The 25339-nt window shown below is 65.0% G+C and carries 21 protein-coding genes; 13 read left to right on the plus strand and 8 right to left on the minus strand.

Going from position 1 to position 25339, the window contains the following annotated elements; translation table 11 throughout:
• Positions 1 to 31: 31 nt before the first annotated feature.
• Both ACRQ5Q_RS31130 and ACRQ5Q_RS31135 read right to left on the minus strand, forming a co-directional pair.
• Entirely contained in the window at positions 32 to 1147 is a 1116-nt protein-coding gene (locus ACRQ5Q_RS31130; RefSeq protein WP_439393776.1) for an HWE histidine kinase domain-containing protein, read from the minus strand.
• A gap of 117 nt (positions 1148 to 1264) precedes the next feature.
• A complete protein-coding gene (locus ACRQ5Q_RS31135; RefSeq protein WP_439374007.1) occupies positions 1265 to 1705 on the minus strand; it encodes a hypothetical protein in 441 nt (146 codons plus the stop codon).
• A 375-nt stretch (positions 1706 to 2080) separates the two neighbouring features.
• On the opposite strand from ACRQ5Q_RS31135, the gene ACRQ5Q_RS31140 reads away from it, so the two are divergent.
• Positions 2081 to 2527 carry a hypothetical protein gene (locus ACRQ5Q_RS31140; protein WP_439393777.1) on the plus strand — a complete coding sequence of 149 codons (447 nt, stop codon included), beginning with the start codon at positions 2081 to 2083 and terminating at the stop codon, positions 2525 to 2527.
• Between the two features lie 87 nt (positions 2528 to 2614).
• Here ACRQ5Q_RS31140 and cax read toward each other — a convergent pair whose 3' ends face one another.
• Positions 2615 to 3715, minus strand: coding sequence for a calcium/proton exchanger (gene cax / locus ACRQ5Q_RS31145; RefSeq protein WP_439374005.1), 1101 nt, complete (start codon positions 3713 to 3715; stop codon positions 2615 to 2617).
• Between the two features lie 260 nt (positions 3716 to 3975).
• A complete protein-coding gene (locus ACRQ5Q_RS31150; protein WP_439393779.1) occupies positions 3976 to 5037 on the minus strand; it encodes an isocitrate/isopropylmalate dehydrogenase family protein in 1062 nt (353 codons plus the stop codon).
• Positions 5038 to 5208: 171 nt separating this feature from the next.
• On the opposite strand from ACRQ5Q_RS31150, the gene ACRQ5Q_RS31155 reads away from it, so the two are divergent.
• On the plus strand, positions 5209 to 6597 hold the full coding sequence (locus ACRQ5Q_RS31155) for an MFS transporter (protein ID WP_439393781.1): 1389 nt from the start codon (positions 5209 to 5211) through the stop codon (positions 6595 to 6597).
• A gap of 4 nt (positions 6598 to 6601) precedes the next feature.
• On the opposite strand, the gene ACRQ5Q_RS31160 is transcribed toward ACRQ5Q_RS31155, so the two are convergent.
• On the minus strand, positions 6602 to 8221 hold the full coding sequence (locus ACRQ5Q_RS31160; protein ID WP_439375530.1) for a B12-binding domain-containing radical SAM protein: 1620 nt from the start codon (positions 8219 to 8221) through the stop codon (positions 6602 to 6604).
• A gap of 314 nt (positions 8222 to 8535) precedes the next feature.
• Here ACRQ5Q_RS31160 and ACRQ5Q_RS31165 point away from each other — a divergent pair, with 314 nt between their 5' ends.
• The 10 genes from ACRQ5Q_RS31165 (at position 8536) to ACRQ5Q_RS31210 (ending at position 17867) form a co-directional block, all read left to right on the plus strand.
• Positions 8536 to 8985 carry a (2Fe-2S)-binding protein gene (locus ACRQ5Q_RS31165; protein WP_439374003.1) on the plus strand — a complete coding sequence of 150 codons (450 nt, stop codon included), beginning with the start codon at positions 8536 to 8538 and terminating at the stop codon, positions 8983 to 8985.
• A 12-nt stretch (positions 8986 to 8997) separates the two neighbouring features.
• Complete coding sequence (locus ACRQ5Q_RS31170) at positions 8998 to 11184, plus strand: molybdopterin cofactor-binding domain-containing protein (protein ID WP_439393782.1); 2187 nt, start codon at positions 8998 to 9000, stop codon at positions 11182 to 11184.
• A gap of 48 nt (positions 11185 to 11232) precedes the next feature.
• Entirely contained in the window at positions 11233 to 12516 is a 1284-nt protein-coding gene (locus ACRQ5Q_RS31175; RefSeq protein ID WP_439399909.1) for an FCSD flavin-binding domain-containing protein, read from the plus strand.
• A gap of 226 nt (positions 12517 to 12742) precedes the next feature.
• Positions 12743 to 13144, plus strand: coding sequence for a sulfur oxidation c-type cytochrome SoxX (soxX, locus tag ACRQ5Q_RS31180; RefSeq protein ID WP_439374001.1), 402 nt, complete (start codon positions 12743 to 12745; stop codon positions 13142 to 13144).
• Between the two features lie 4 nt (positions 13145 to 13148).
• Complete coding sequence (locus ACRQ5Q_RS31185) at positions 13149 to 13616, plus strand: SoxY-related AACIE arm protein (protein WP_439393784.1); 468 nt, start codon at positions 13149 to 13151, stop codon at positions 13614 to 13616.
• On the plus strand, positions 13616 to 13933 hold the full coding sequence (gene soxZ / locus ACRQ5Q_RS31190; protein ID WP_439373999.1) for a thiosulfate oxidation carrier complex protein SoxZ: 318 nt from the start codon (positions 13616 to 13618) through the stop codon (positions 13931 to 13933). Before ACRQ5Q_RS31185 ends, soxZ begins: the two co-directional genes overlap by 1 nt.
• Positions 13930 to 14706: a sulfur oxidation c-type cytochrome SoxA gene (soxA, locus tag ACRQ5Q_RS31195; protein ID WP_439373998.1), complete on the plus strand. Its 777-nt coding sequence runs from the start codon at positions 13930 to 13932 to the stop codon at positions 14704 to 14706. The genes soxZ and soxA overlap by 4 nt, the downstream gene beginning before the upstream one ends.
• Before the next feature lie 79 nt (positions 14707 to 14785).
• Entirely contained in the window at positions 14786 to 16111 is a 1326-nt protein-coding gene (locus ACRQ5Q_RS31200; protein ID WP_439373997.1) for an ABC transporter substrate-binding protein, read from the plus strand.
• Positions 16108 to 17046, plus strand: coding sequence for a carbohydrate ABC transporter permease (locus ACRQ5Q_RS31205; protein ID WP_439393786.1), 939 nt, complete (start codon positions 16108 to 16110; stop codon positions 17044 to 17046). Before ACRQ5Q_RS31200 ends, ACRQ5Q_RS31205 begins: the two co-directional genes overlap by 4 nt.
• Positions 17043 to 17867 carry a carbohydrate ABC transporter permease gene (locus tag ACRQ5Q_RS31210; protein ID WP_439373995.1) on the plus strand — a complete coding sequence of 275 codons (825 nt, stop codon included), beginning with the start codon at positions 17043 to 17045 and terminating at the stop codon, positions 17865 to 17867. The genes ACRQ5Q_RS31205 and ACRQ5Q_RS31210 overlap by 4 nt, the downstream gene beginning before the upstream one ends.
• A gap of 55 nt (positions 17868 to 17922) precedes the next feature.
• On the opposite strand, the gene ACRQ5Q_RS31215 is transcribed toward ACRQ5Q_RS31210, so the two are convergent.
• From ACRQ5Q_RS31215 to ACRQ5Q_RS31225, 3 genes are all read right to left on the minus strand, one after another.
• Positions 17923 to 19590 (minus strand): regulator, encoded by a 1668-nt coding sequence (locus ACRQ5Q_RS31215; RefSeq protein WP_439393787.1) that lies wholly within the window; start codon positions 19588 to 19590, stop codon positions 17923 to 17925.
• A 10-nt stretch (positions 19591 to 19600) separates the two neighbouring features.
• Entirely contained in the window at positions 19601 to 20299 is a 699-nt protein-coding gene (locus ACRQ5Q_RS31220) for a cysteine hydrolase family protein (protein ID WP_439373993.1), read from the minus strand.
• Positions 20300 to 20690: 391 nt separating this feature from the next.
• On the minus strand, positions 20691 to 21656 hold the full coding sequence (locus ACRQ5Q_RS31225; protein WP_439373992.1) for a hypothetical protein: 966 nt from the start codon (positions 21654 to 21656) through the stop codon (positions 20691 to 20693).
• Positions 21657 to 21823: 167 nt separating this feature from the next.
• Between ACRQ5Q_RS31225 and ACRQ5Q_RS31230 the strand changes: the two genes are divergently transcribed.
• On the plus strand, positions 21824 to 25300 hold the full coding sequence (locus tag ACRQ5Q_RS31230) for an indolepyruvate ferredoxin oxidoreductase family protein (protein WP_439393789.1): 3477 nt from the start codon (positions 21824 to 21826) through the stop codon (positions 25298 to 25300).
• Positions 25301 to 25339 lie beyond the last annotated feature (39 nt).

Consider the following 25339-nt stretch of genomic DNA (forward strand, 5'->3'; position numbering starts at 1 on the left):
TTGCCACCGAGTCTGAACACAGCAGAGAGCCTCAGCGCTTTTGAGTTGAGATGTCCAGACGCCTCTGCGCCGTTGCATATGCCGGGTCCGTCGCCGACACGGGGGGCTTCGACGCGGGGAAGAACCCTTCAATGTTCTTCCAGAATCTGTGACTTTGACTCGATTGCGGCGGCGCCAGGACCGAGTGAAGCGGCACCTGCAGTTCGTAGACCAGCCCTTCGGGGCGAAAGTCCGCTTCGACACCGCAGGCGAATCGCTTTGCCATCGTATTCAGGATGGAGCTACCGAAGCCTTTGCGCCCTGGAGCCGAGACAGCCGGTCCTCCGCTTTCTGTCCACACAAACCGCAACACTTCCCCGTTCTCGTTCGATAGGATCGAGCCGTTTATCGCGACCCGGCCTCCCTGTCGCGATAGCGCGCCATGCTTGACGGCGTTAGTCGCAAGTTCGTGAATAATAAGCGAGAAGCTTTGAGCTGCCGGCGTATCCAGAATGAGTTCGCATCCAGCGCAGTCGACCTGGTTTGCGAAGCTTGTTAGCTCTTCCGATACGATCTGGTCGAGCGGAGCTCCGGTCCAGCCGTTATCCGCCAGCATGGCGTGAGTCCGCGCCAGCGAGGCCAATCGCGTTTCGAGGGCTTGCCTCGCATCGCGAAGCGACGCGCTTTCCATCAGCGTTCGGGAAACCATGCCCTGCACGACGGCGAACAGGTTTCGCGAGCGATGTCGCAGTTCGCCAAATAGAAACTGCTGATGCTCGTCATGAAGCAGGATGCTGGCCATCATTCCGGAAATCAAGACGACGTAAATAATTCCTAACGCGGCAAACATCAGGAGCGGCCACGCCGCCCCCTCGGCGAGGGCAAAGCTGAAAGCCGGTGGAAGGAAGAGGATCGAGCCCGTAATCAGCGATGCGGCCAGGGTCACCATCCCCGGCCAAAAACCACCGACCAGAGAGACACAGAGCACCGGTACGCCATAGGCCGTAAAGGGCGATGCGGTCGAGAGCTGCTGATGCAGGCCCAGACGCAAAAGAGTGGCGCACGTGAGCAAGCCGAGCGCCAAGCCATAGACCCGCAGCGGGCTTTTGCGATGGCGGCGGATCCAGGCGAGCAGGTTGGGTCTGTCGAACGCATGCGCAAACAGCATCGGCCGGCTCCGTTCTGCCGTCGATCTGCGACGACGTCCAAAAAATCAAGTGAAGAGAATTGGGCCAGCCGCTCGCCCTGCTGGACCAACACGTCATCGACTTAGGCTCGCCTCGGGTCAATCCGGCAAAGTGTCCAAAACGGTCAACTCCGCTTGTGCCTTCTCGAGAAGTCCTCGGATCAGCCGATAGCTTTTCAAGCCAAAGAGAGAGTTGAGCGCCAACTCGTCCATGTAGTACTTCTTGCCATTCCGCTGAACGAGGCCCCAGCTTTGTAGCTGGTCCAGCCTTCGGATGACGGTCGTGCGGGGAACGTGCATGAAGGCGGCGATCTTGGTGACCGAAAAGGGTTTCTGCTCGAACTGTCCAAGCGCAACGCAAAGACCTATGAAGAAGGTCTCCAATCTGGTCCCAAAAGGCTCGTTTTTCGGCGCGTAAGTCCCATGAAGGTTTCGCATGATCTCGATCATGAGGCGGCAGAGCACCAGCCGCTGTCGCGCCACCTTGATTGCGTGCGGGCGACTACCCGATCTGGCTCGTTCAAATCTGATTTCGTTCAACCCGCGCCTCCACGGGGACCGCTCTGAGCATTCATCGACCCGGCACGATCGCCCTTATACTATGGACCTGAACCCGGCCGAAGCGGCGCGGCTGAGCAGCGCCGCAAGGGGCTAGATGGCGCTTCCGCTCTGGGGGCAAAGGCGGTCTTCGATCAGAAGCGCTTGACGGGGCCGCTGTTGGTCGAAACCCGTAAGACTGCCGAACCGAAAAACGTCGCTCTTCTCTGAAGCGGCCTGCGCCTGTCCGGCAGCCCGAGCGCCCCGCTACCATGTCCCAGATGCTTGATCCAGATCAAGGCCGCCACGGCAGCGCCACAACGGAATGGATCGATGGCCGCGCAGAATGCGCCGCCCTAGCCAAGGAGATGATCGATCATGACCTCCTCGAATTCCCTGCGCAGCCTCGTTTTAGCTGCAGCCGGCGCCGTGCTGCTCGGCACGGGCGCCCAGGCCGGGCCGATCCCGACGCATCTTTCGACGATGAAATCGATGGTCGACCAGACCACGACCGAAGTGCGCTGGGTTGGCGGCTGGCGTGGCGGCTACGGCTATCGCGGCGTAGGATGGGGCTATCGCGGCGGGTACGGCTATCGTGGGGGCTGGGGCTATCGTGGCTATGGTTATCGCGGCCTCGGTTATGGCCTGGCCGGCGCCGTCGTCGGCGGCGCGATCGCGCGAAGCGCCTATTATGGAAGTTATGGCGGTTATCCCGCTTACGGCTACGGCTACCCGGCCGCGTCATATTATGGCTATGGCGGCGACTATGGCTACGACTACGGCGGCGATTATTGCGCGCCCTCCGGCAGCTACTGGGCTTACTAGCGGGAACGTATTCGCCGCTTCGGAGGATGGCTTGCCGCGGGCCACCATTCTCCGACCACCCGATTCATACCGGCGGGCCAGCGAAGCTCATCCCTGGCCGGCCGGCGGGACGACATACAGCGTCAGCGCAAAGACCGCATAGATGAAGATCATCAGCGCGCCGACGAACCAAGCCGAGCGCCCGCTGGCGGTGACGAAGGCCGACGTGACCGTTGCAATCATCATCATGGTGACGGCGCCCGGCCAGAACTGCAGGTCCATCGGCTTCGGCCCGACGACGTAGCTGAGCAGCACCAGCGCGGGTGCGACGAACAGCGCGATCTGCGAGGCGCTGCCGAGCGCGATGCTCACGACCATGTCGAGCCGGTCCTTGCGCGCCGCGCCGAAGGCCACGGCAAACTCTGCGGCGGCGCCGACCAGCGAGACGACGATGAAGCCGACAAAGGCCGGGCTCATCCCGAAGGTCTCCGCCGCCTTCTGCACCGATTCCACGAAGATTTCGCTGACCAGCGCGACCAGCACCGTGACGGCCAGCAGCGTGCCGACGGCTATTCCGATCGGCCAGTGCGCCTCCTTGTCGTCGCCGTGATCTGAGCTTGCGAATAATTCCTTGTGCGTTCGAAGCGAGAACAAGAGGCCGAGCCCGTAAGCGATGATGAGCAGGACGGAAATGCCGAGGCTGAGCTTGTCCAGGACACCCCCGCCCTGCGGCAGGTGCTCGAGATCGGCGACTGCCGACGGCGCAAGCAGGGCGACGGTTGCCATCAGCAGCAGGCCGGACGAGAGCCGCGCGCCCGCGCGGTTATACTCCTGCACGTGGTAGCGCAGGCCGCCGAGCAGCAGGCAGGCTCCCAGCATGAACACCGCGTTGGTGACGATCGCCCCCGCAATCGAGGCCTTCACCAGCATGTACTGGCCGGCGCGCAGCGCCGTGATGGCGATGATCAGCTCCGTCAGATTGCCGAGCGTTGCATTGAGCAGTCCGCCCACGGCATCGCCGGTCTTGGCGGCAACCGCTTCGGTGGCGTGGCTGAGCAGCGCTGCCAGCGGCACGATGGCCAGCACGGCCAGCACGAACAGCAGCGTATGGGAATGCGGGGCCACCGCCTCGGCCACGAGCACGATGGGCACGAAAGCCAGCATCCAGAGCAAAGGGGTGTCCCGGATTTCCCTGAGCAGGGTCTGCATATGGGCCGTCCCTTCCATCGCTGCGCTGACGGGAAGGTCCGGCGGCGTCGCTGAGGGAGTATTGATCTGGCTCAACCTGGGCGGGGCCCATGTCGCCGGGGGTACCGCCAGTGTTTTGCCGGACGGGTCAGCTTGATCGCAGCTGCGGGTGCCGTCGCGACGCGTCGCCAAAATCCCTGGTCGATCAAGGGGCCGTCTACTGTGCATGGGGTTGTTTTTCGACTTTTGTTTCGAGCCCGAGGAGAAAGCGAAGAAGGCCCTCACTCGGCCTGCAGGATCTCCGCGATCGCAGCCCCCGCCGCGATCGTGCCGAGCTTGCCGCCGACGTCGCGCGTCGCCCTGCCCTCGCGAAGCGCCTTCGCCACCGCCGCCTCGATCGCACGCGCGGCCTCCTCATAACGCACGGCACCCGTCTTCTCGCCGTGCCAGGCCAGCAGCAGCGCCGCCGACAGGATCAGCGAGATCGGATTGGCGACGTCCTGCCCTGCAATGTCAGGCGCCGAGCCGTGCGCGGCCTGCGCCATGGCGTAGCGGTCGCCGACATTGAGCGAGCCGCCCAGTCCGAGGCTGCCCGAGAGCTCCGCCGTGAGATCGGACAGGATGTCGCCGAACATGTTGGTCGAGACGATCACGTCGAAGCGATCGGGGTTGCGCACCACATGCGCCATCATGGCATCGACCAGGACGTCGTCCACCTCGAGGCCGTGATAGCCCTTCGCCGCCGCGCGGCAGATGTCGAGGAACATGCCGTCGCCGATCTTGAGCACATTGGCCTTGTGCACGATGGTGAGATGCCTGCGCCGCTTCATCGCCAGACGGCAGGCGGCGTGCGCGATGCGCTCGCAGCACAGACGCGTGATCCGGCGCAGCGAGATCGCGACGTCGGGCGTGACCAGCATCTCGCCACTGCCCTGCTCCATGTTGCGGTCGGCGTAGAATCCCTCGGTGTTCTCTCGGACCACCACGAGGTCGAAATCACCGATGTGGCCGGGCCGCCCCTCATAGGTGCGCGCGGGCCGGACATTGGCATAGAGATCGAGGTTCTTGCGAAAATACCTGGACGGGTTGATCTCGCCATGCGCCTCGTCCTTGAAGTCGAACGTCGCGGTCGGCCCCAGGATCAGGCCGTCGGCGGGGCGGACGATGTCGAGCAGCTCGGGCCGCACCGTCGTGCCTGATAGCTTCAGGCTGGCATGCCCGACCGCGTGTTCCTCCAGGCGCAGGTTGAGCTGGAAGCGTTCGGACACCGCGCGCAGCACGCCCGATGTCGCGGTCGTGATCTCGGGCCCGATGCCGTCGCCGGGCAGAACGACGAGTTGCATGGCGTTTCCCTGTCATTGCAGCACCCGGCGCGATCATACGCCGGCGCGAGGCGACATCGCCTCACCTTCGCGCATACACAGCATGCAAGCATATGCCTGTGGAAGCGGCCTTGGGCGTAGTACATGCCAAAAGTCCATTTAGCCTCGGTGCCGGAGCCACGCGCTAACGCAATGACAATCACGTTACCTGCCGCAGCGCGCGCACCCGACCACGTCAGCGCCGACGGCCTTCCGGCCACGCAGCGGCGCTGGGCGATTGCCGCGATCTTCACCGCGCTGGCGATGGCCTCGCTCGACACCGCGATCGCCAACATCGCCCTGCCCGCCATTGCCGCCGATCTGCACGTCACGCCGGAGCAGTCGGTCTGGGTTGTCAATGTCTACCAGATCGCGCTGGTGGCGACGCTGTTGCCACTTGGCGCGCTGGGCGAGATCGTCGGGCACCAGCGCATCTATCTCGGTGGCCTGATCCTGTTCACCATCGCCTCGCTGTTCTGCGCGGTGGCATGGTCGCTGGAGAGCCTCCTCGTCGCGCGCACGCTGCAGGGCCTCGGCGCCAGCGGCATCATGAGCGTCAACACCGCGCTGGTGCGCTTCGTCTATCCCGGGAGGATGCTGGGCCGCGGTTTTGGTCACAACGCGCTCGTTGTCGCGACCGCCTTCACCTTCGGACCGTCGATCGCCTCCGCCATCCTCACGCTCGGCCCGTGGCCGTGGCTGTTCGCGGTCAACATTCCGTTCGGCCTCATCGCGACTGGCATCGGCTTTGCGATGCTGCCGAAGACGCCGCGCGCCGATCACGGTTTTGACTTCCTCGGCGCGATCCTGGCCTCGGCCTGCCTCGGCCTGTTCATCACCGGCATCGGCAGCGCCGCACACAACTTGTCGCCGGTTGTCGTGGGCATCGAGCTGGTCGCGGCCATCGCGTTCGGCTTCATCCTGACGCGCCGCCATGCCGACCATCCCGCGCCGATGCTGCCGATCGACCTGTTCGCCCGGCCGATGTTCGCGCTGTCGGCCGCGACCGCGGTGTGCTCCTTCGCCGTGCAGGGCCTCGCCTTCGTCTCGCTGCCATTCTATTTCGAGGACGTGCTCGGGCGCTCCCAGGTCGAGACCGGCTTCTTCATGACGCCATGGCCGCTGGTGGTCGGCATCATGGCACCGATCGCAGGCCGCCTGTCCGACCGCCACGCGGTCGGCCTGCTCGGCGGCATCGGCCTCGTGCTGCTCGGCCTCGGCATGGCGCTGCTCGCGATGCTCCCGTCCAATCCCGCCATCCCCGACATCATCTGGCGGATGGTGATCTGCGGCATGGGCTTCGGCTTCTTCCAGGCGCCGAACATGAAAGCGGTGATGTCGAGCGCGCCGCCTCATCGCAGCGGCAGCGCCTCCGGCATCGTCGCCACCGCGCGCCTGACGGGCCAGACCACGGGCGCGGCGCTCGCCGCGCTGTGCTTTGCGCTTGCCGGCCACGACGGCGCAACCGTCGCGCTGGCCCTCGGCGCGGGTTTTGCCGCGCTCGGCAGCGTGATGAGCTTCTTGCGGCTGGCGGTGAAGTAAGGCTTCAGGCCAGATGCCCGGCTGCGGTCGCGTCGATCGTCGGCGCCGGGATGACCGGCTCGTCATCGAGCGCAGCGAGGCGTGTGTCGATGGCTTCGATGACCTTGCGCGAGAACGGCCCGAGATGCGCATAGGCGGCAATCATCTGCACGGCAATGCGCGCCGACGACGTGTCGCGCTTGGCGCAGTTCATGAAGGTCTGCCACAGCGGCCCGCGCGCCTCCGGAAGGGCGGAGACCACACGATGCACCGTCTCCATCGCCCCGATCCTGGCGCGGATATCGCCCTCCGCGAGCTCATGGCGCTGCCTCGAACGGTCGAGCAGCGTCATCAGGCGGTCGACACGCCGCGCATACGCCGCGGGGCTATAGATGTGCTCCAGCACCCGCTTGTAGTCCGTCAGGATGTCGCGCAGCGGGCGGACCGGATCGAAGTTGATCCCGCTCGTGCATTGATCGGCGCCGATGGTCGGCGCCACGTCGTGACCCGGATGCAGCCGCCCTTCGCGCTCGAGGCGCCGCGTCAGCTGCGTGTTCGGCAAGGCATAGAGCAGGCCGACCATGGCGACCGGGATCGCGGCCTCCTCGATGAAATCGATCATCGCCTCGGCCATCGAGACCTTCTCGTTGTCGAAGCCGACGATGAAACCCGCGGTGACCAGGATGCCGGCGGCGTAGATCTTGTGGATGCTCTCGGCGATGTTGCGCCGCGTGTTCTGCTTCTTGCGCATCGCGACCAGCGTCGCCGGGTCCGGGCTTTCGATGCCGACGAAGATCCCGAAGAAATTGGCCGCCCCCATCAACTCCAAGAGTTCGGGATCGTCGGCGAGATTGACCGAGGCCTCGGTCGAAAGTTCGAAGGGATAGTTGTGCGCGCGCTGCCATTCGGCGAGCTGCGGCAGGAACTGCCGCAGCGATTTCTTGTTGCCGATGAAATTGTCGTCGACGAAGTCGAGATGGCCGCGGTAGCCCATCTTGTAGAGCGTCTCGAGTTCGACGAACATCTGCTCGGTCGTCTTGGTCCTGGGCACGCGCCCGTAGAGCTCGATGATGTCGCAGAACTCGCAGGTGAACGGGCAGCCGCGCGAATACTGCACACCGATATAGAGATAGTCCTCGAACTTGAGCAGGTCGAAGCGCGGCACCGGCGTCTTGGTGACGTCGGCCTGGAATTTCGGCGCGGTGAAGACACCGGAGCGGGCCCCGCTTTCCCAGGCCGCGATGAATTCGTCGATGACACCCTCGGCCTCGCCGAGCACCCGGAAGTCGGCCTTCTCGTAGATGTGGGGGCTGGAGGTGGGATCGGGACCGCCGACCACCACGGGCTTGCGCGCGGCGCGGCAGAGCTCGATCAGCCGCAGCGTATCGGCCTGTTGCGGCAACATGCCGCCGGTGAAGACGACATCCGCCCAGGCGAGGTCGTCGTCACCGAACGGCTGCGTATTGCAGTCGATCAGCCGGACCGTCCAGTCCTTCGGCAACATCGCGGCGACCGTGATCAGGCCCAAAGGGGCGGCAGGGCGCTTGACGCCCATCACTTTGCAGGATTCGCCAAAGCTCCAGAAGGACTCTGCCGAGAACAGCGGATAGAGCATTAGCACATTGCAAGGGCTTGCCACGTCGATGGAACTCCTTTTGACTCGGATGCAGTGTAGCAAAGCGCGGTCGTCTTGCACCCTGTTAAACGGGAAAAACTGTCGCCCGGCCTGGCCCGCGGGAACCGCAGGACGTCGCGCGAGGCCGGTGCCGGCGCCTTGGAAAAGGCCTCGCCTGCCGAAAGCCCGGCAAGGCGCAACACCGCGCCCCCAACATTCTTCCCGGCGCATGCCAGCTTCTTCGGCGGGCCACCCCGCAGACTCTTGATTTGAAGAGTTCCAATTTGCCGGACAGATTGCGCCCCTGAGTCCAATCGGTGGATTGGTCCAATCAGGGGACTGCGATGGCAAACCTAACAATAAACGGAAAAACCCTCTCACTCGACGTCGAGCCGGACACCCCGCTGCTCTGGGCGATCCGCGAGAATGCCGGCCTGACCGGCACCAAATATGGCTGCGGCATCGCACAATGCGGCGCCTGCACGGTTCACATCGACGGCGTCGCCACCCGCTCCTGCGGCGTCTCGGTCGCCGAGGCCGAGGGCAAGAAGATCACCACGATCGAGGGGCTCGCCTCCGGCGCCACGCTGCACAAGGTGCAGGAAGCCTGGATCGCGAAGGACGTTCCGCAATGCGGCTATTGCCAGAGCGGCATGATCATGGCGGTCGCGGCGCTGCTGAACGAGAAGCCGAAGCCGACCGATGCCGACATCGACGAGGCCATCACCAACATCTGCCGCTGCGGCACCTTCCAGCAGGTGCGCGAGGCGATCCACACGATCGCAGCCGCGTAAGGAGCCGCCCCCATGAACAAGCACGTCTCTCCCAAGATCAACCGTCGTGCCTTCGTCATCGGCACCGCCGCTGTCGGCGCCGGCCTCGCGATCGGCTTCGACCTCCCCTTCGGCGGCCCCACTGTTGTGCGCGCCGCCGACGGATCGCCCGAGGTCAACGCCTGGGTCGTGGTCAGGCCCGACGACACCGTCGTGATCCGCATCGCCCGCTCCGAGATGGGCCAGGGCTCGCTCACCGGCCTTGCCCAGCTCGTCGCAGAGGAGCTCGAATGCGACTGGTCGAAGGTCACCACCGAATATCCGACTCCCGGCCAGAGCGTCGCCCGCAAGCGCGTCTGGGGCGATTTCTCCACCGGCGGCAGTCGGGGCATCCGCTCCTCGCAGGACTACGTCCGCAAGGGCGGCGCCACCGCGCGCGTGATGCTGATCGAAGCCGCCGCCAATGAGTGGAAGGTGCCGGCGTCCGAATGCACCGTGGCCAGGGGCGTCATCACCCATAAGGCATCGGGCCGGACCACGACCTATGGCAAGGTCGCCGAGGCCGCCGCCAAGCTGACCCCGCCCGCCGAAGTCAAGCTCAAGGATCCCAAGGACTGGACCATCGTCGGCAAAGGCCTGCTGCGCCTCGACACCGCCGACAAGACCACCGGCGCGATGATCTACGGCATCGACGTCAAGCTTCCGGGCATGCTGAACGCCGCGATCAAGGACTGCCCGGTGTTCGGCGGCAAGCTGAAGAGCTATGACGAGGCCAAGATCACCGGCATGAAAGGCGTCAAGAAGGTCGTCAAGGTCGGCGATACCGCGGTCGCGGTCGTGGCCGACACCTGGTGGCACGCCAAGACCGCGCTTGAAGCGCTGCCGATCGTCTGGGACGAGGGCGACAATGCCAAAGTGTCCAGCGAGTCGATCGCGAAGTGGCTGGCCGAGGGTCTCGACGACGGGCAGCCCGCCTATGTCGGCAACAAGAACGGCGATGCGAAAGCCGCGATCGCCGGCGCCGCCAAGAAGGTCGAGGCCGTCTACAACTATCCCTACCAGAACCACGCCACCATGGAGCCGATGAACGCCACCGCGCTCTACACGGCGGACAAGTGCGAGGTCTGGTGCGGCACGCAGAACGGCGAAGCGGCCTTCGCGGCCGTGCTTGAGGCCTCGGGCCTGCCAGCGGAGAAGTGCGACGTCCACAAGGTGATGCTCGGCGGCGGCTTCGGCCGGCGCGGCCAGACCGACTATGTCCGCCAGGGGGTCATGATCGCCAAGCAAATGCCGGGCACGCCGGTCAAGCTGTTGTGGTCGCGCGAAGAGGACATGGCGCACGGCCGGTATCACCCGATCACCCAGTGCAAGATGACCGGCGCGTTCGATGCCGACAACAATCTGGTCGCGTTGCACTACCGCCTGTCCGGACAGTCGATCCTGTTCTCGCTGCGTCCCGAAGCGCTGCAGAACGGCATGGATCCGGCCGCATTCCAGGGCGTCGCCCAATCCGGCGAAGCCGCGTTCGGCTACTCGGTGCCGAACCTGCTGGTCGAGCATGCGATGCGCAACCCGCATGTCCCGCCCGGCTTCTGGCGCGGCGTCAACGTCAATCACAACGCGATCTACATGGAATGCTTCATGGACGAGCTCGCCCATGCCGCAGGCCAGGACCCCCTCGAGTTCCGCCGCAAGCTGATGGGCAACCATCCCAAGCACCTGGCGGTGCTCAATGCGGTTGCCGAGAAGATCGGCTGGACCACGCCGGCGCCACAGGGCGTCTATCGCGGCATCGCGCAGGTGATGGGCTATGGCAGCTATGTCGCCGGCGCCGCCGAGATCTCGGTCACCGACGGCAGCAAGATCAAGGTGCATCGCATCGTCGCCTCCACCGATCCCGGCTACGTCGTCAACCCGGCGCAGGTGGAGCGGCAGATTGCCGGCTCCTTCGTCTATGGCCTCTCCGCGCTGTTCTATGGCGGCTGCACCGTCAAGGACGGCAAGATCGAGCAGAGCAACTTCGACACCTACAACTCGATGCGCATCAACGAGATGCCGAAAGTGGAGTCCGTGATGGTGCCGAGCGGCGGATTCTGGGGCGGCGTCGGAGAGCCGACCATCGGCGTCGCGGCGCCGGCGGTGCTCAACGCGTACTTCGCGGCAACCGGAAAGCGCATCCGTTCGGTGCCACTGCGCGACCAGAACATCACCTTCGCTTAGAGCAACATGCTGCGGCGGCGAGAGATTGCCGCCGCGGCCCTTTTCCAGATGTCCCTGATGACCACGCGCCCGGTGACACGGCGCGATGCCGTGTTCGGCATCACCATGGCGGCCGCAGCGTTGGCGCGGCCATCGATTTCGCGCGCGCAATCCACCGGACGTGTCGTCGTGGTCGGCGGCGGCTTCGGCGGCGCGGCTTGCGCTCGCGCGCTGAAGCGCGCGCAGGGAGATTTGCAGGTCATCCTGATCGAACCCAATACGGTCTTCATCTCCTGTCCCCTCAGCAACGAGGTGATCGCGGGCCTGCGCGACATCGACGCACAGCAGTTCGGCTACGACAAGCTCGCAGCCGAGGGCGTCACTGTGATCGGCCAGGCCGTGACCACGATCGAGCCGGACCGGCGCAGCGTGATGACGACCGACGGCGTCGCGCTGCCCTACGACCGCCTCGTGCTCTCCCCCGGCATCGACTTCCATGTCGAGGCCCTGCCCGGCTACGACGCCGCTGCATTGGAAAACATGCCGCATGCCTGGAAGGCCGGCGCGCAGACGCTGTTGCTCCGCCGGCAGTTGCAGGCGATGGAAGACGGCGGCACGGTCGCCATTGCAGTTCCCGCCAATCCGTCGCGCTGCCCGCCGGCGCCTTACGAGCGCGCCAGCCTGATCGCCCATTATCTGAAGACGAAGAAACCGCGCTCGAAAGTGCTGGTCCTCGACGCCAAGGACAGTTTCTCCCAGCAGCGACTGTTCGAGAAGGCGTGGAAGGAGCTCTACGGCGACATGATCGAGCGGATCGGGCTGTCGCAAGGCGGCCGCGTGACTTCGGTCGATGCCACGACCAGGACCATCGTCACCGAATTCGGCAACTACACCCCCGACGTCGCCAACGTCATCCCGCCGCAGCGCGCCGGACGCATCGCCGAGATCGCGGGCGCGGCGGACCACACCGGCTGGTGCCCGATCGATCCCGTCACCTTCGAGTCGAAACTCGTGCCGAACATCCATGTCATCGGCGACGCCTGTCTCGGCGGCGGCATCCCCAAATCAGCCTCGGCCGCGAGCGCTCAGGGCAAGGCCTGCGCCGCAGTGATCATCAACCTGCTCGCGGGCCGCGCGCCCGAGGCGCCGCGATTGACTGGCGTCTGCTACAACACCGTCGCGCCCGGCTACGGCTTTTCGCTCGCCGGCAACTACCGGCCGAGGGGCGATATCTTTGCCGAGGTCGAGGGCGGCACGACGAGCCCGGTCGATGCGCCGCGGGAGCTGCGCGCTCGCGAAGCAGCCGAGGCCGAGCGCTGGTTTCAAACCATCACGGCGGACACTTTTGGCTAGGACATGCTGAGACGAAGCCGCTGCCACGACCACAGTACGCTCCCTCCCCCGCTTGCGGGGGAGGGCTGGGAAGAGGGTGTCTCCGCTCGCGAGCCACCCCAGGAGGAGAAAGCCCTCACCCGCCGCTGCGCGGCGACCTCTCCCGCAAGCTGGAGAGGTCAGAGGAGTGCGTAACTCATTCAATCCAATACCTGCGATCGCAGCATTCATCGTAGCGAGCCTTGCCTTGGCCTTGCCCGCCCGAGCGGACGAGCTTGTGCCCTACAAGATCGTCGGCGATGGCATTCCGCAATCGCTTACGGGCGCGCCCGGCGACGCCGCGCGCGGGCGGGAGCTCGTGCTGGCGCGCACGACGACCTGCATCCTCTGCCATTCCGGCCCGTTTCCGGAAACGCGGTTCCAGGGCGACCTCGCGCCTGATCTCACGGGTGCCGGGAACCGGTGGATGGCGAGCCAGTTGCGGCTTCGTCTCGTCGACGCCGCACGCTTCAACCCGGAAACCATCATGCCGTCCTATTATCGCAATGATGGCTTCGTCCGCGTCGGGCGCAATTTTGCCGGCAAGCCGATCTTGTCGGCTGCGGAGATCGAGGACATCGTAACCTTTCTTGCAACGCTTCGGGACTAGGCTCATGCCGACCACGCGACGACAATTTTTGAGCCTTGCCGGAGGTGCCACGGTTGCCGGGACGGTCCCCATCGTCACGCTGCGGCCGCTCGAGGCGACGCCTGCGATGCTTACCGCCGCGATCCGCAACGTCGTCGGCGAGGCACCGATTCGTACCGGCAAGGTGAAGCTCGACATCCCGCCGCTGGTTGAGAACGGCAACACCGTGCCGATGACGGTGAGCGTCACGAGCCCGATGAGGGCAAGCGACTACGTCAAGAGCATCCACGTTTTCAACGAGAAGAACCCGCAACCGAGCATCGGCAACTTCTATCTCAATCCCTCCTCCGGTCGCGCCCAGGTCTCGACCCGGATCCGGCTCGCCGACACCCAGAAGGTCGTGGCGATCGCGCGCCTCTCCGACGATACCTTCTGGCAGGTGATGGCCGACGTGGTCGTGACGCTGGCCGCCTGCACCGAGGAGATGAACTGATGGCCGCACTCATCAACGTCCCGGCCAGGGCCAAACGGGGCGACGTCATCGAGATCCGGACCCTGACCTCGCACATCATGGAGACCGGCTTCCGCCACACCGCGGCCGGCGAACTTGTGCCGCGCGACATCATCACGAGCTTCACCTGCCGCTACAACGGCGCAGAGATCTTCCGCGCCGACCTGTTTCCGGCGATCGCCGCGAATCCCTATCTGTCGTTCTTCACCGTCGCGAAGGAGAGCGGCAAGTTCGAGTTCGAATGGATCGGCGACAACGGCTATTCATCCACCGCCTTCGCATCGATCACGGTCGAATGATTGTTTGGCGCGCGATAGCGGCGATGCTGCTCGTCACGGGCCCCGCCCTGCTCGCCGGAGAGATTCCGCCCGATGCGCGCCGCTCCGGCTATTCGTTCATGGGGCCAGAAACGCGCGCGATGCAGGACGACGACACCTCCAATCCAGGCATGCTGTTCGTGCTCGACGGCGAGGCGCTCTGGGGCAAGAGGATGGGTGACGCCGGCAAAGCCTGCGCTGATTGCCATGGCGATGCGCGCAGCAGCATGAAGGGCGTCGCGGCGCGTTACCCCGCCTTCGACAAGCAGCTCGGCCGCCCGGTCACGCTCGACCAGCGGATCAATACCTGCCGAGCCAACCACCAGCAGGCAACGCCGCTACCTTACGAGGGCCGCGACCTGCTCGCTTTATCGGCCTATGTCGCGCACCAGTCGCGTGGCGTTCCGATCGCGGCCGGCGACGATCCGCAACTGACACCCTTCGTCGACCAGGGTCGCGACCTCTTTATGAAGCGTGAAGGCCAGCTCAACCTCGCTTGCACCAATTGCCACGACGACAACTTCGACAAGAAGCTCGCGGGCGCACCGATCACGCAGGGACAAGCGACGGGCTATCCTCTCTATCGGCTGGAATGGCAGACCCTGGGATCGCTGGAGCGGCGGCTGCGCAGCTGCATGAGCGGCGTCCGCGCCCAGGCCTATGATTACGGCTCGCCCGAACTGGTCGCGCTCGAACTGTACCTGATGTCGCGGGCGCGCGGCATGCCGATGGAGACGCCGGCCGTACGTCCCTGATGCTAGATTAGGGCTAGGCAGGCGTGGTACGGCCGCTAGTATCCCTTCCAAAGTAGATGAATCAGAGGGAGGGACTGCATTGGCCAACCACAATATCTCGCGCCGCACGCTGCTGAAAGGCACCGCCGCGGCCGGTGCGCTCAGCCTGACCGGCCTGCCGGCACGCGCCGAGGTCAACTGGAAGAAATACGCCGGCACCAAGCTGGAGGTGATCCTCGCCAAGGGCCCGCGCGGCGACAACCTGCAAAAGAACATCAAGGAGTTCACCGAGCTCACCGGCATCCAGGTCGAGTCCGAGCAGATTCCCGAGCAGCAGCAGCGGCAGAAGGTCGTGATCGAGCTCACCTCGGGCCGGCCGAGCTTCGACGTGGTGCATCTCAGCTATCACGTGCAGAAGCGCCAGTTCGAGAAGGCCGGCTGGCTCGCCGACATGACGCCCTACATGAAGGATCCGACGCTGACCGCGCCGGATCTCGTCGAGAGCGACTTCTCGGCCGCCGGCCTGCAATATGCCAAGAACGCCAAGGGGCAGATGCTGTCGCTGCCGTGGTCGGTGGACTATTTCATCCTGTACTACAACAAGGAGCTGTTCGAGAAGAAGGGCGTCGCGGTGCCCAAGACGTTCGACGAGATGGTCGCGGCTGCCGAAAAACTCACCGACCCCAAGGACGGCACCTACGGCTTCGTCGGACGGGGCCTGCGCAACGCCAACATGACGTTGTGGACCAACTTCTTCCTCAACTATGGCGGCGAATTCCTGGATGCCACGGGCAACATCCTGACTGACGGCCCGGAAGCGATCGCGGCGACGAAGCTCTATCAGACGCTGCTGACCAAGGTCGCCCCGCCCGGCGTCGCCGGCTTCAACTGGATGGAGTCGATGGCTTCGTTCACGCAGGGCCGCTCCGCGATGTGGATCGACGGCGTCGGCTGGGCGCCGCCGCTGGAGGATCCCGCGGCGTCACGCGTGGTCGGCAAGGTCGGCTACACTGTCGTGCCGGCCGGGCCGAAGGGGCAATATTCGGCCACCTACGGCGACGGTATCGGCATCGCGGCAGCGAGCAAGAACAAGGAAGCCGCCTATCTGCTCTGCCAATGGGTGGTCTCGAAGAAGCAGGGCGCGCGGCTGCTGCAGGCTGGCGGCGGCGTGCCGTTCCGCAACTCGATCCTGAACGATCCCGAGATCCAGAGCGGCGTGAAGATGCCCAAGGAGTGGCTGCAATCGGTGATCGACTCCGCCAAGATCAGCAAGCTCGGCCTGCCCGTCGTGATTCCGGTCGCCGAGTTCCGCGATCTCGTGGGCGCGGCGCTCACCTCGACCCTGTCAGGCGCCGATCCCGCAGCCGAGTTGAAGAAGGCTCACGAGCAGTATCGGCCGATCCTGGAGCGCAGCGAAAAGGCGTGAGTGCGTTGACACAATCGACTCCGGCCGCGGCACGGTCAGATGCCGCGCCGGAGAGGGAGCTGCGGCCGCCATCCTACTGGCCGTTCGTGGTGCCGGCGCTGGTCGTCGTGCTCGCCATCATCATCTTCCCGTGGGTCTTCACCATCTGGATGAGCCTGAACGAGTGGAAGGTCGGCTCGCCGACGACCTTCGTCGGGTTCTCCAACTATCTGCGGCTCACCAGCGATCCGCGCTTTCTCGAGGCGGTCGGCCACACGCTGGTCTACACCGTGCTGTCGGTGGTGCTGCCGCTGATTCTCGGCACGCTCTCGGCCGTGGTGTTTCACCAGAACTTCGCCGGCCGCGGCTTTCTGCGCGGCGTCTTCATCATGCCGATGATGGCGACGCCGGTGGCGATCGCGCTGGTGTGGACCATGATGTTCCACCCGCAGCTCGGCGTGCTGAACTATCTGCTCTCGCTGGTCGGGATTCCCGCACAGCTCTGGGTCTTCCACCCCGCAACCGTGATCCCCTCCCTTGTGCTGGTCGAGACCTGGCAATGGACGCCGCTGGTGATGCTGATCGTGCTCGGCGGCCTCGCCGCGATCCCGACCGAGCCTTACGAGAGCGCGCAGATCGACGGCGCCAGCTTCTGGCAGGTGTTCCGCTTCATCACGCTGCCGTTGATCATGCCATTCCTGTTCATCGCCGGCATGATCCGCATGATCGACGCGGTGAAGAGCTTCGACATCATCTTTGCGATCACGCAGGGCGGACCTGGCTCGGCGTCGGAGACCATCAACATCTATCTCTACAGCGTCGCCTTCACCTATTACGACCTCGGCTACGGCTCGGCGATCGCAGTCGTTTTCTTCCTGCTGATTGTCCTGCTTGCGGCGGTGATGCTCTACGCCCGCCAGCGCATGCTGTGGACCGAAATCGCGAGCGGCGCATGACACCCCGTCAGATCATCGGCAGAATCGGCCTGTGGCTCTCCGTGTTCGTCATCGTCTCGCCGGCAATCCTGTTCTTCCTCTGGATGATCTCGCTGTCGCTCAAGTTCGAGGTCGACAACGCCGCCTACCCGCCGGTGTTCTTTCCGGATCGCATCGCCTGGAAGAACTATGCCGACGTACTCGCCTCCAACCGCTTCCTGACCTATTTCATGAACAGCCTGATCGTCACCGGCAGTGCGACCGTGCTGGCGCTGCTCGTCGGCGTCCCCGCCGGTTACGGCATCGCGCGCATGGCCGCGCATAAATCCGCGATCGTGATCCTGATCGCCCGCATCACGCCGGGCCTGTCCTACCTGATCCCGCTGTTCCTGCTGTTCCAGTGGCTCGGCCTGCTCGGCACGTTGGTGCCGCAGATCATCATCCATCTCGTCGTCACCGTGCCGATCGTGATCTGGATCATGATCGGCTATTTCGAAACGACGCCGATGGAGCTGGAAGAAGCCGCACTCATCGACGGCGCCGGCCGCTGGCAGGTGTTTCGGCACGTCGCGCTGCCCATCGCGAGGCCCGGCATCGCCGTCGCCTTCATCCTCGCCGTGATCTTCTCCTGGAACAATTTCGTGTTCGGCATCGTGCTGGCGGGGCGCGAGACGCGCACGCTGCCCGTTGCGGTCTACAACATGATCTCGTTCGACCAGTTGAGCTGGGGTCCGCTGGCCGCCGCCGCGCTCATCGTCACCTTCCCGGTGCTGCTTCTAACGGTCATGGCCCAGCGGCAGATCGTGGCCGGGCTGACGGCGGGGGCCGTGAAGGGCGGATAACAAGTGAGGCGGCCGGGCAGCTCTCGCCGCCCGGCCCAATCGATATGTCGCTTCCCTACTCCGCTGGCGCCGCGTGCATCTCCGGATGCGCGGCGTAGTTCTCGGTGGTGCCGAGTTTGCTGGCTGCGAACAGGCCTGCGGCCATCACGGCATAGGCTAACGCCACCGCGGGCGTGACGCCGAAGCCGCCGCCGATGCCGACGGCTTCGCCATGCATGAAGCCGAAATAGGTGAGCACAGCACCGACCAGAGCAAACGCCGAGGCCTTCTCGAAGTCGCGCTCGATGATGAAGACGCCGATCGCGCCTAAGATGAGGCCGCCGAGGATGGAGCCGCCGCCCATCACCTCGAGGCCGTGATAGAACACGCCCTGCTGCGGCAGCGCGGCCACCGCAGCCGTCTTGACCGCGTCGGCCTTGTCGGCCGCCATGCCGCCGACGGTTGCCGCCGCCGTCATGGTCGAGGCCAGCATGGTGTCGATCTGGAGCTTGGCCCAGGCGGCCAGATGCGGCGTCAGCGCCAGCACGATCGCGGGCGCGTGCTTGACCGGCGTGGTCTGGAACGCCTGCGCGCCGATCAGCATGCCGATATAGAGCAGGATCGGCGAGATCGCGACGACAGGCACCAGCGCCAGCAGCACCGAGATGATGCCGAACCAGGCCAGCACCACCACCATGATGCCGGTCGCAGCCGAGTAACCGATACGGCCGCCCATCGCCTTCCAGCCGGGATGGCCGATATAGACGGCGTTGATGAAGGGGTTGCCCATCAGGCAGCCGATCAGGCTGACGACGCCGTCGGCCGTCAGCACCCGCGTGGTCGGGTATTCGTCGCCCGCGGCTTCCGCGCTCTCGACATTGTCCATGGCCTCGACGAGGTCGTAGATGCCGAAAGGAATGGCGGTGACCAGGATGATGCCGAGGAACTCGAAGCCCGAGAAGACGTAGCCCACGGCGGGAATCGGCACCGAGAAGCCGAAATTGGCGAAAGCCGCGCCAACACCGGCGATGCTCAGGCCGCCGAGGCCGAGCCCGAACAAATTGGAGCCCCAGGCGATGATCATGCCGGCGGCGATGGCGACGAGGCCTGCGGGAATGCCGCGCCAGTACTTCACGCCGCCGAACCAGCTAAGCAGGATGATGGCGAAGCAGACGAGGCCGATCTGCGGCGTCATGTACATCTCGAGCGCAGGCCGCATCGAGATGAAGGTGACGGAGACGCCGGCGAGCGTGCCGAGCAGCGCCGCGCGCGGCGTGATCTTGCGGATGAAGGGCGCAATGAAGCCGCCGATCATCAGGATGAAGCTCTGGAAGAACACCCAGACGAGGCCGGCCGACCAGCCCTTGAGCGGATCGCCGGTCTTCAGCGTGATCGGCAGCATGATCACGAAGGTGACGATGAACATGTGCGGAACGCTGACGCCCGAGGGCAGCGCGCAGACGTCGTTGCGGCCGGTCTTCTGCGCGAGACGGTAGGCGAGATACGCATAATAGAAGGTGGAGAGGCACATCATCAGCCCGAGCGCGGGCAGGATGCGGCCGAACACGAGGCTGTCGGGCATCTTCAAGACGAAGCGCAACAGGCCCGTGAGCACGAGCATGTTGACGAGGATGTTGGTGCCGAAGCCGAAGAACGCGTTCCAGTCGCCCGATGTCCACAACGCCGGCTTGAACTCGGACTTGCTCAGATCAGATTTACCGGCCGTCCCCGTCAATGCGCTCATGATAATACCCCTATGTGGTCGAAACTTTCATTGCCTCCAGAACTGCGGCTGAGTCCGCGACCCAACCGAAGATGCCGCCCTGGGCCTTGATCATCTTCAGGCCCATCTCGTGAAACTCCGGGAAGTAGGATGCGCAGCCGTCCGAGATGACGACGCAGCGGTAGCCGCGGTCATTGGCCTCGCGCACCGTGGTGTTGACGCACACTTCCGTCGTGACGCCGCACACCAGAAGATTCTCGATGCCGTATTTCTCCAGCACGTCCGTGAGCTCGGTGGCGTAGAACGCGCCCTTGCCGGGCTTGTCGATCACGACCTCGCTGTCGAGGGGATAGAGCTCGGGGATGATGTCGTGGCCGGCCTCGCCGCGAATGAGGATGCGGCCCATCGGGCCGGGATCGCCGATGCGAAGGCTCGGCGCGCCGCGCTCGAGCTTTGCCGACGGCGCATCGGAAAGGTCAGGCAGGTGGCCCTCGCGGGTGTGGATCACCAGCATGCCGTTGTCGCGCGCCGCCTTCAGCACCGCGCCGATCGGCTTCACCGCGCGCGCGAGCTGGCTGACGTCGTTGCCGAGCGTCTCGCCGAAGCCACCGGGCTCCATGAAATCGCGCTGCATGTCGATGATGAGGAGCGCGGTGGCGGGCCAGTCGAGCTTGATCGGCTCGGGCTCGGCGCTGATGACGCCCGGCATCGGCTTGGCTGAGTTCAACATGACGCAGGCCCCCGCGAGAACTCTCTTTGCGGAGAGTTCTGCAAGCGCCGTGCCATTGTGTACAATAGTGGGGGAGCGCGGGCGGCGAACGAATTTGCTGTTTAGTCAGACGGTTACGTCGGCGATCATCGTCTGCTTATTCCCTGTGCGACGACTTTGCGACGTGCATTTGCCTAGATGATGAGCGGGGAGGCTGCGCCCTCATTGCTCCGGGCGACGCTCTCTCTTCTCCCTCTCAACGTTCTTACGGGGAGAGGGTTGGGGTGAGGGGCTGCTTCCGCAATGACAGTGACAAATGGACTCGCGGAGGGTCCCCCCTCACCCGGATGGCATCTTCGATGCAATCCGGCCTCGCAAAAGCGGGGAGAGGCGAAGAAACTCCGGCTCGTGCCTACCGCCCCGCCCCATACAGCCGCCGATGCTCCTCATCATACGGCGCATAGGAATCCTTCAGCGTCGCCATGTTCAGCAGCATGGTCGCGACCATCGAGCCGGCCTTGTCGAACACGCGTGTCTTCACCCAGGCGCTTTCGGTGCGACGGCTGCCGGAGAGCGCGACCACTTCGCGCTCGACTTCGTACTCCTCGTCGACGAAGAGCGGGCCCTTCACCAGCCGGATCTCCTGGTCCGCGAACAGGCCAACGGCCGGTCCCTTGGCCCGCAACGGATCCTCCTTGGAGCGGTACTGGAACAGCACGCTCAGCATCTCCATCGGGATGATCGGCTTGCGCCAAGGATTTGAAGAAGGATTGTCGGCGCCCGAATAGTACGGCGAGCTCTCGGTGATGACGGCGAGCTTCTGCCTGAGGGAGAACGGATAGAGGTCGCCCATGTTCTGGTCGAACGCCATCCGCACCGTCTGCCGCCTGCCGGTCTGCGCCACCTTGACGTCGCGCAGAATGACGGGATCGGCAAGCGGCTTGAGTTCGGTGAGACGCGCTTCGAGCGCGGTCTGGACATGCGGTTCACCAACCGAGGCCGTCCCGCGCAGCACCTCGGTGCCGTCCCGCTTGATCATCTGAATTTGGCTCTGGCTTGTGCCCGGCAATGGCTTGGACAGGATCGCCTGCACCTCCTCGCCTTCGTAGCAGACGCTGCGGTAATGCGCGGACAGGCAGCCGCTCTCGAACCAGGCCTGGCCCCAGAGCCGTGCGCCGAGCGGGGCGAACTGGCTGAAATGCGTCGGGCCTTCGATGGTGCCGCCCTTGAAGCCCAGCTTCTGCGCGGTGGCATCGTCATGGATGGAGGCGTGCGCATCGTAAGTTTGCGCCTGCAGCATCTGACGCGGCTTGCGCCACGGACCGATCAGCGCCTCCGCTGTCTCGGTGATCTCGGTCTCGAACGCGTTTGCAGTCATGGCTTTTTCTCCACAGCCAGCCATGACTAACAGGACCGCCACGGATGCGGCCAGCGATATTGACTTCGGTGGTCCATGCTTTTGACTGGCAAGTCCCGCTTCGCACGCCCGCACCTTTTTCCGCGGCGCAAAATCCCCGCCGAGCCACGACGACAAGGACTCCTGAGATGACGCTGATGCAGGTCGAGCTGAACGACAAATACCGGCTCGAATCAAAGCGGATATTCCTGTCCGGCACGCAGGCCCTGGTCCGCCTGCCCATGTTGCAGCGCGAACGCGACCGGCTCCAGGGTCTCAACACCGGCGGCTTCATCTCCGGCTATCGCGGTTCCCCGCTCGGCATGTACGACCACGCGCTGTGGCGCGCGAAGTCTTTCCTGCAACAGCAGGACATCGCCTTCGTCCCGGGACTGAACGAGGACCTCGCGGCAACCGCGGTCTGGGGCAGCCAGCAGGTCGGCCTGTTCCCCGGCGCCAAGGTCGATGGCGTGTTCGGCATCTGGTACGGCAAGGGCCCCGGGGTCGACCGCTCGGTCGATGCGCTCAAGCATGCCAACGCGGCCGGCACCTCGCTCAATGGCGGCGTGCTGGCGCTCGCCGGCGACGACCATGGCTGCCAGTCCTCTACGCTGGCGCATCAGAGCGAGCAGGTGTTTGCAGCGGCGCTGATTCCCGTGATCAATCCGGCCACGCTCCAGGATTATCTCGATCTTGGGCTCTACGGTTTCGCGCTGTCGCGCTTCTCCGGCTGCTGGGTCGGCTTCAAGGCGATCAGCGAGACCGTCGAGAGCTCGGCCTCGATTGACAGCGACCCCGAGCGCATCCAGATCAAGCTGCCCGATGATTTCGAGATGCCGCCCGGCGGCCTCAACACCCGCTGGCCCGATCCGCCGCTGGAAGCCGAAAGACGCCTGTTCGGGCCGAAGATGGAGGCGGTGCAGGCCTTCGCCCGCGCCAACCAGCTCGACCGCATCGTGCTCGATTCCAAGCCCGCAAGGCTCGGCATCGTCGCGACCGGCAAGGCCTATCTCGATCTGCGCCAGGCCCTCGCTGATCTCGGCATTACCGACAAGGACGCGCAGGATCTCGGCCTTCGCATCTACAAGGTCGCGCTGACTTGGCCGCTGGAGGAAAGCGGCGCGAAGCGTTTCGCCGAAGGTCTGCAGGACGTGCTGGTGGTCGAGGAGAAGCGCGGCTTCATCGAAGACCAGCTGATGCGCATCCTCTACAACACCGATGCTTCAAAGCGCCCGACCGTCACCGGCAAGCGCGACGAGCGCGGCGCGCCGCTCTTGCCAAGCGAAGGCGAGCTGACGCCGACGATCGTTGCCTCCGCCCTCGTCGCGCGGCTGCGCAAGCTCGGCCATCACAGCCCGGTGCTGGAGCAGCGCCTCGCCCGGCTCGAGGCGTTCGACAATCCGGTCACCGCGAGCACGCCGATCAAGCTGGCGCGCACGCCGTTCTTCTGCTCGGGCTGCCCGCACAATTCCTCGACGCGCGTGCCGGAAGGAAGCCGCGCCATGGCCGGCATCGGCTGCCACGGCATGGCCCTGAGCATGCCGACCCGCCGAACCGACCTGATCTCGCATATGGGCGCCGAGGGCGTGAACTGGATCGGCCAGTCGCCTTTCACCACCGAGAAGCACATTTTCCAGAATCTCGGTGACGGCACCTACACTCATTCCGGCCTGCTGGCGCTCCGTGCTGCCTCCGCTGCCGGCATCAACATCACCTACAAGATCCTCTACAACGACGCCGTCGCGATGACCGGCGGACAGCCGGCCGAGGGCAGCTTCAACGTCGCGCAGATCGCGCATCAGGTCTGGGCCGAAGGCGTCAAGCGGCTTGCGATCGTCTCCGACGATCCCTCGAAATACCCCGAGGGCAACTACTTCCCGCAAGGTGCGACCATCCATCACCGCCGCGAGCTCGATGCCGTGCAGCGCGAGCTGCGCGACATCAAGGGCCTCACGATCATCATCTACGACCAGACCTGCGCCGCTGAAAAGCGCCGCCGCCGCAAGCGCGGCCTCTATCCCGATCCCGCCAAGCGCGCTTTCATCAACGAGCTGGTCTGCGAAGGCTGCGGCGACTGCTCGCAGGCTTCCAACTGCGTCTCGGTGCAGCCGCTGGAGACCGAGTTCGGCCGCAAGCGGCAAATCGACCAGTCGAACTGCAACAAGGACTTTTCCTGCGTCGAGGGTTTTTGCCCGAGCTTCGTCACCGTGCATGGCGGCACGCTGAAGCGGATGAAGACCTCGGCCGTAGATTCGGGCCAGCTGTTCGCCGATCTGCCGCTGCCGCAGGCGCGCGAGCTGGACGGACCCTACAACATCCTCGTCACCGGCATCGGCGGCACCGGCGTCATCACCATCGGCGCGCTGCTCGGCATGGCCGCCCATGTCGATGGTCGCGGCTGCACGGCCCTCGATTTCACCGGCCTCTCGCAGAAGAACGGCGCGGTGATGAGCCATGTGCGCATCGCGCCGAAGCCGGAGGACATCTCGGCGGTGCGCATCACCGCCGGCGGCGCCGATGTCATCCTGGGCTGCGACATGATCGTCTCGGCCGGCCCGACTGCGCTCAGCCGCGCCGAGCGCGGCGTGACCAAGGCCTATATCAACGCCGATCTGCAGCCGACCGCCAGCTTCGTGCAGAATCCCGATCTCGACTTCGAGATGGGCACGATGCAGACCGTGCTGCGCGACGCTGTCGGCGACAAGAACCTCGACATCATCGACGCCACGGGAATTGCCGCCGCGCTGATGGGCGACAGCATCGCCACCAACCCCTTCATGCTCGGCTTCGCCTTCCAGAAGGGCGCGATCCCGCTGTCGCAGGAGGCCCTGCTCCGCGCCATCGAGATCAACGGCGCCGCGATCGAGATGAACAAACTCGCCTTCACCTGGGGCCGCCTTGCGGCCCACGACATGTCGCGGGTCCGCAGCGTGCTGCAGTTCAAGGCCCGGGCGTCCGCGCCGGCGAAATCACTCGAGGACATCATCGCGACGCGCGCTGAGTTTTTGACCGGCTATCAGGACAAAGCCTACGCCGACCGCTACCTCGCTGCGGTCGCCAAGGTGCGCAAGGCGGAGAGCGCTGCCTCTCCCGCGTCCACCGAGTTGACGGAAGCCGTGGCGAAGAACCTGTTCAAGCTGATGTCCTACAAGGACGAGTACGAAGTCGCGCGGCTCTACACCGATGGCAGCTTTGCAAACAAGGTGTCCGAAAAATTCGACGGCGACTTCACGCTGAAATACCACCTTGCACCTCCGATCTTCGCCAAGCGCGACAAGGCGACCGGGCGTCTGCAGAAGCAGGAGTTCGGCGGCTGGATGATCCTCGCTTTCCGCGTGCTGGCCCGGCTCAAATTCCTGCGCGGCGGCGCGTTCGATCCGTTCGGCCGCACCCGGGAGCGGCGGACCGAGCGGAAGCTGATGGAGGATTATTTTGCCATGATCGATCAGCGGGTCGCCGGGCTGAAGGCGGAACAGATCCCGCTGCTGGCACGGCTCGCGCGCGCGCCGGAAACGATCCGCGGTTTCGGGCACGTCAAGGAAGCCAATATCAAGCTGGCGGCGGCCGAGAAGGCGCGGCTCGAGGCGGAACTGGAGAACAGCCGCTTTGCGGCCGCGGCGGAGTAGCCGTTAGGCGCGAGCCTCTCCCCGTCATTGCGAGGAGCT

It is taken from the genome of Bradyrhizobium sp. PMVTL-01 (assembly GCF_051861855.1).
Taxonomy (GTDB): Bacteria; Pseudomonadota; Alphaproteobacteria; order Rhizobiales; family Xanthobacteraceae; genus Bradyrhizobium.

Coding starts and splice junctions, on each gene's coding strand:
- ACRQ5Q_RS31130 (WP_439393776.1), bottom strand. CDS start 1,147: ATGCTGTTTGCGCATGCGTTCGACAGACCCAACCTGCTCGCCTGGATC.
- ACRQ5Q_RS31140 (WP_439393777.1), top strand. CDS start 2,081: ATGACCTCCTCGAATTCCCTGCGCAGCCTCGTTTTAGCTGCAGCCGGC.
- cax (WP_439374005.1), bottom strand. CDS start 3,715: ATGCAGACCCTGCTCAGGGAAATCCGGGACACCCCTTTGCTCTGGATG.
- ACRQ5Q_RS31150 (WP_439393779.1), bottom strand. CDS start 5,037: ATGCAACTCGTCGTTCTGCCCGGCGACGGCATCGGGCCCGAGATCACG.
- ACRQ5Q_RS31155 (WP_439393781.1), top strand. CDS start 5,209: ATGACAATCACGTTACCTGCCGCAGCGCGCGCACCCGACCACGTCAGC.
- ACRQ5Q_RS31165 (WP_439374003.1), top strand. CDS start 8,536: ATGGCAAACCTAACAATAAACGGAAAAACCCTCTCACTCGACGTCGAG.
- ACRQ5Q_RS31170 (WP_439393782.1), top strand. CDS start 8,998: ATGAACAAGCACGTCTCTCCCAAGATCAACCGTCGTGCCTTCGTCATC.
- ACRQ5Q_RS31175 (WP_439399909.1), top strand. CDS start 11,233: ATGTCCCTGATGACCACGCGCCCGGTGACACGGCGCGATGCCGTGTTC.
- ACRQ5Q_RS31185 (WP_439393784.1), top strand. CDS start 13,149: ATGCCGACCACGCGACGACAATTTTTGAGCCTTGCCGGAGGTGCCACG.
- soxZ (WP_439373999.1), top strand. CDS start 13,616: ATGGCCGCACTCATCAACGTCCCGGCCAGGGCCAAACGGGGCGACGTC.
- soxA (WP_439373998.1), top strand. CDS start 13,930: ATGATTGTTTGGCGCGCGATAGCGGCGATGCTGCTCGTCACGGGCCCC.
- ACRQ5Q_RS31210 (WP_439373995.1), top strand. CDS start 17,043: ATGACACCCCGTCAGATCATCGGCAGAATCGGCCTGTGGCTCTCCGTG.
- ACRQ5Q_RS31215 (WP_439393787.1), bottom strand. CDS start 19,590: ATGAGCGCATTGACGGGGACGGCCGGTAAATCTGATCTGAGCAAGTCC.
- ACRQ5Q_RS31220 (WP_439373993.1), bottom strand. CDS start 20,299: ATGTTGAACTCAGCCAAGCCGATGCCGGGCGTCATCAGCGCCGAGCCC.
- ACRQ5Q_RS31225 (WP_439373992.1), bottom strand. CDS start 21,656: ATGACTGCAAACGCGTTCGAGACCGAGATCACCGAGACAGCGGAGGCG.
- ACRQ5Q_RS31230 (WP_439393789.1), top strand. CDS start 21,824: ATGACGCTGATGCAGGTCGAGCTGAACGACAAATACCGGCTCGAATCA.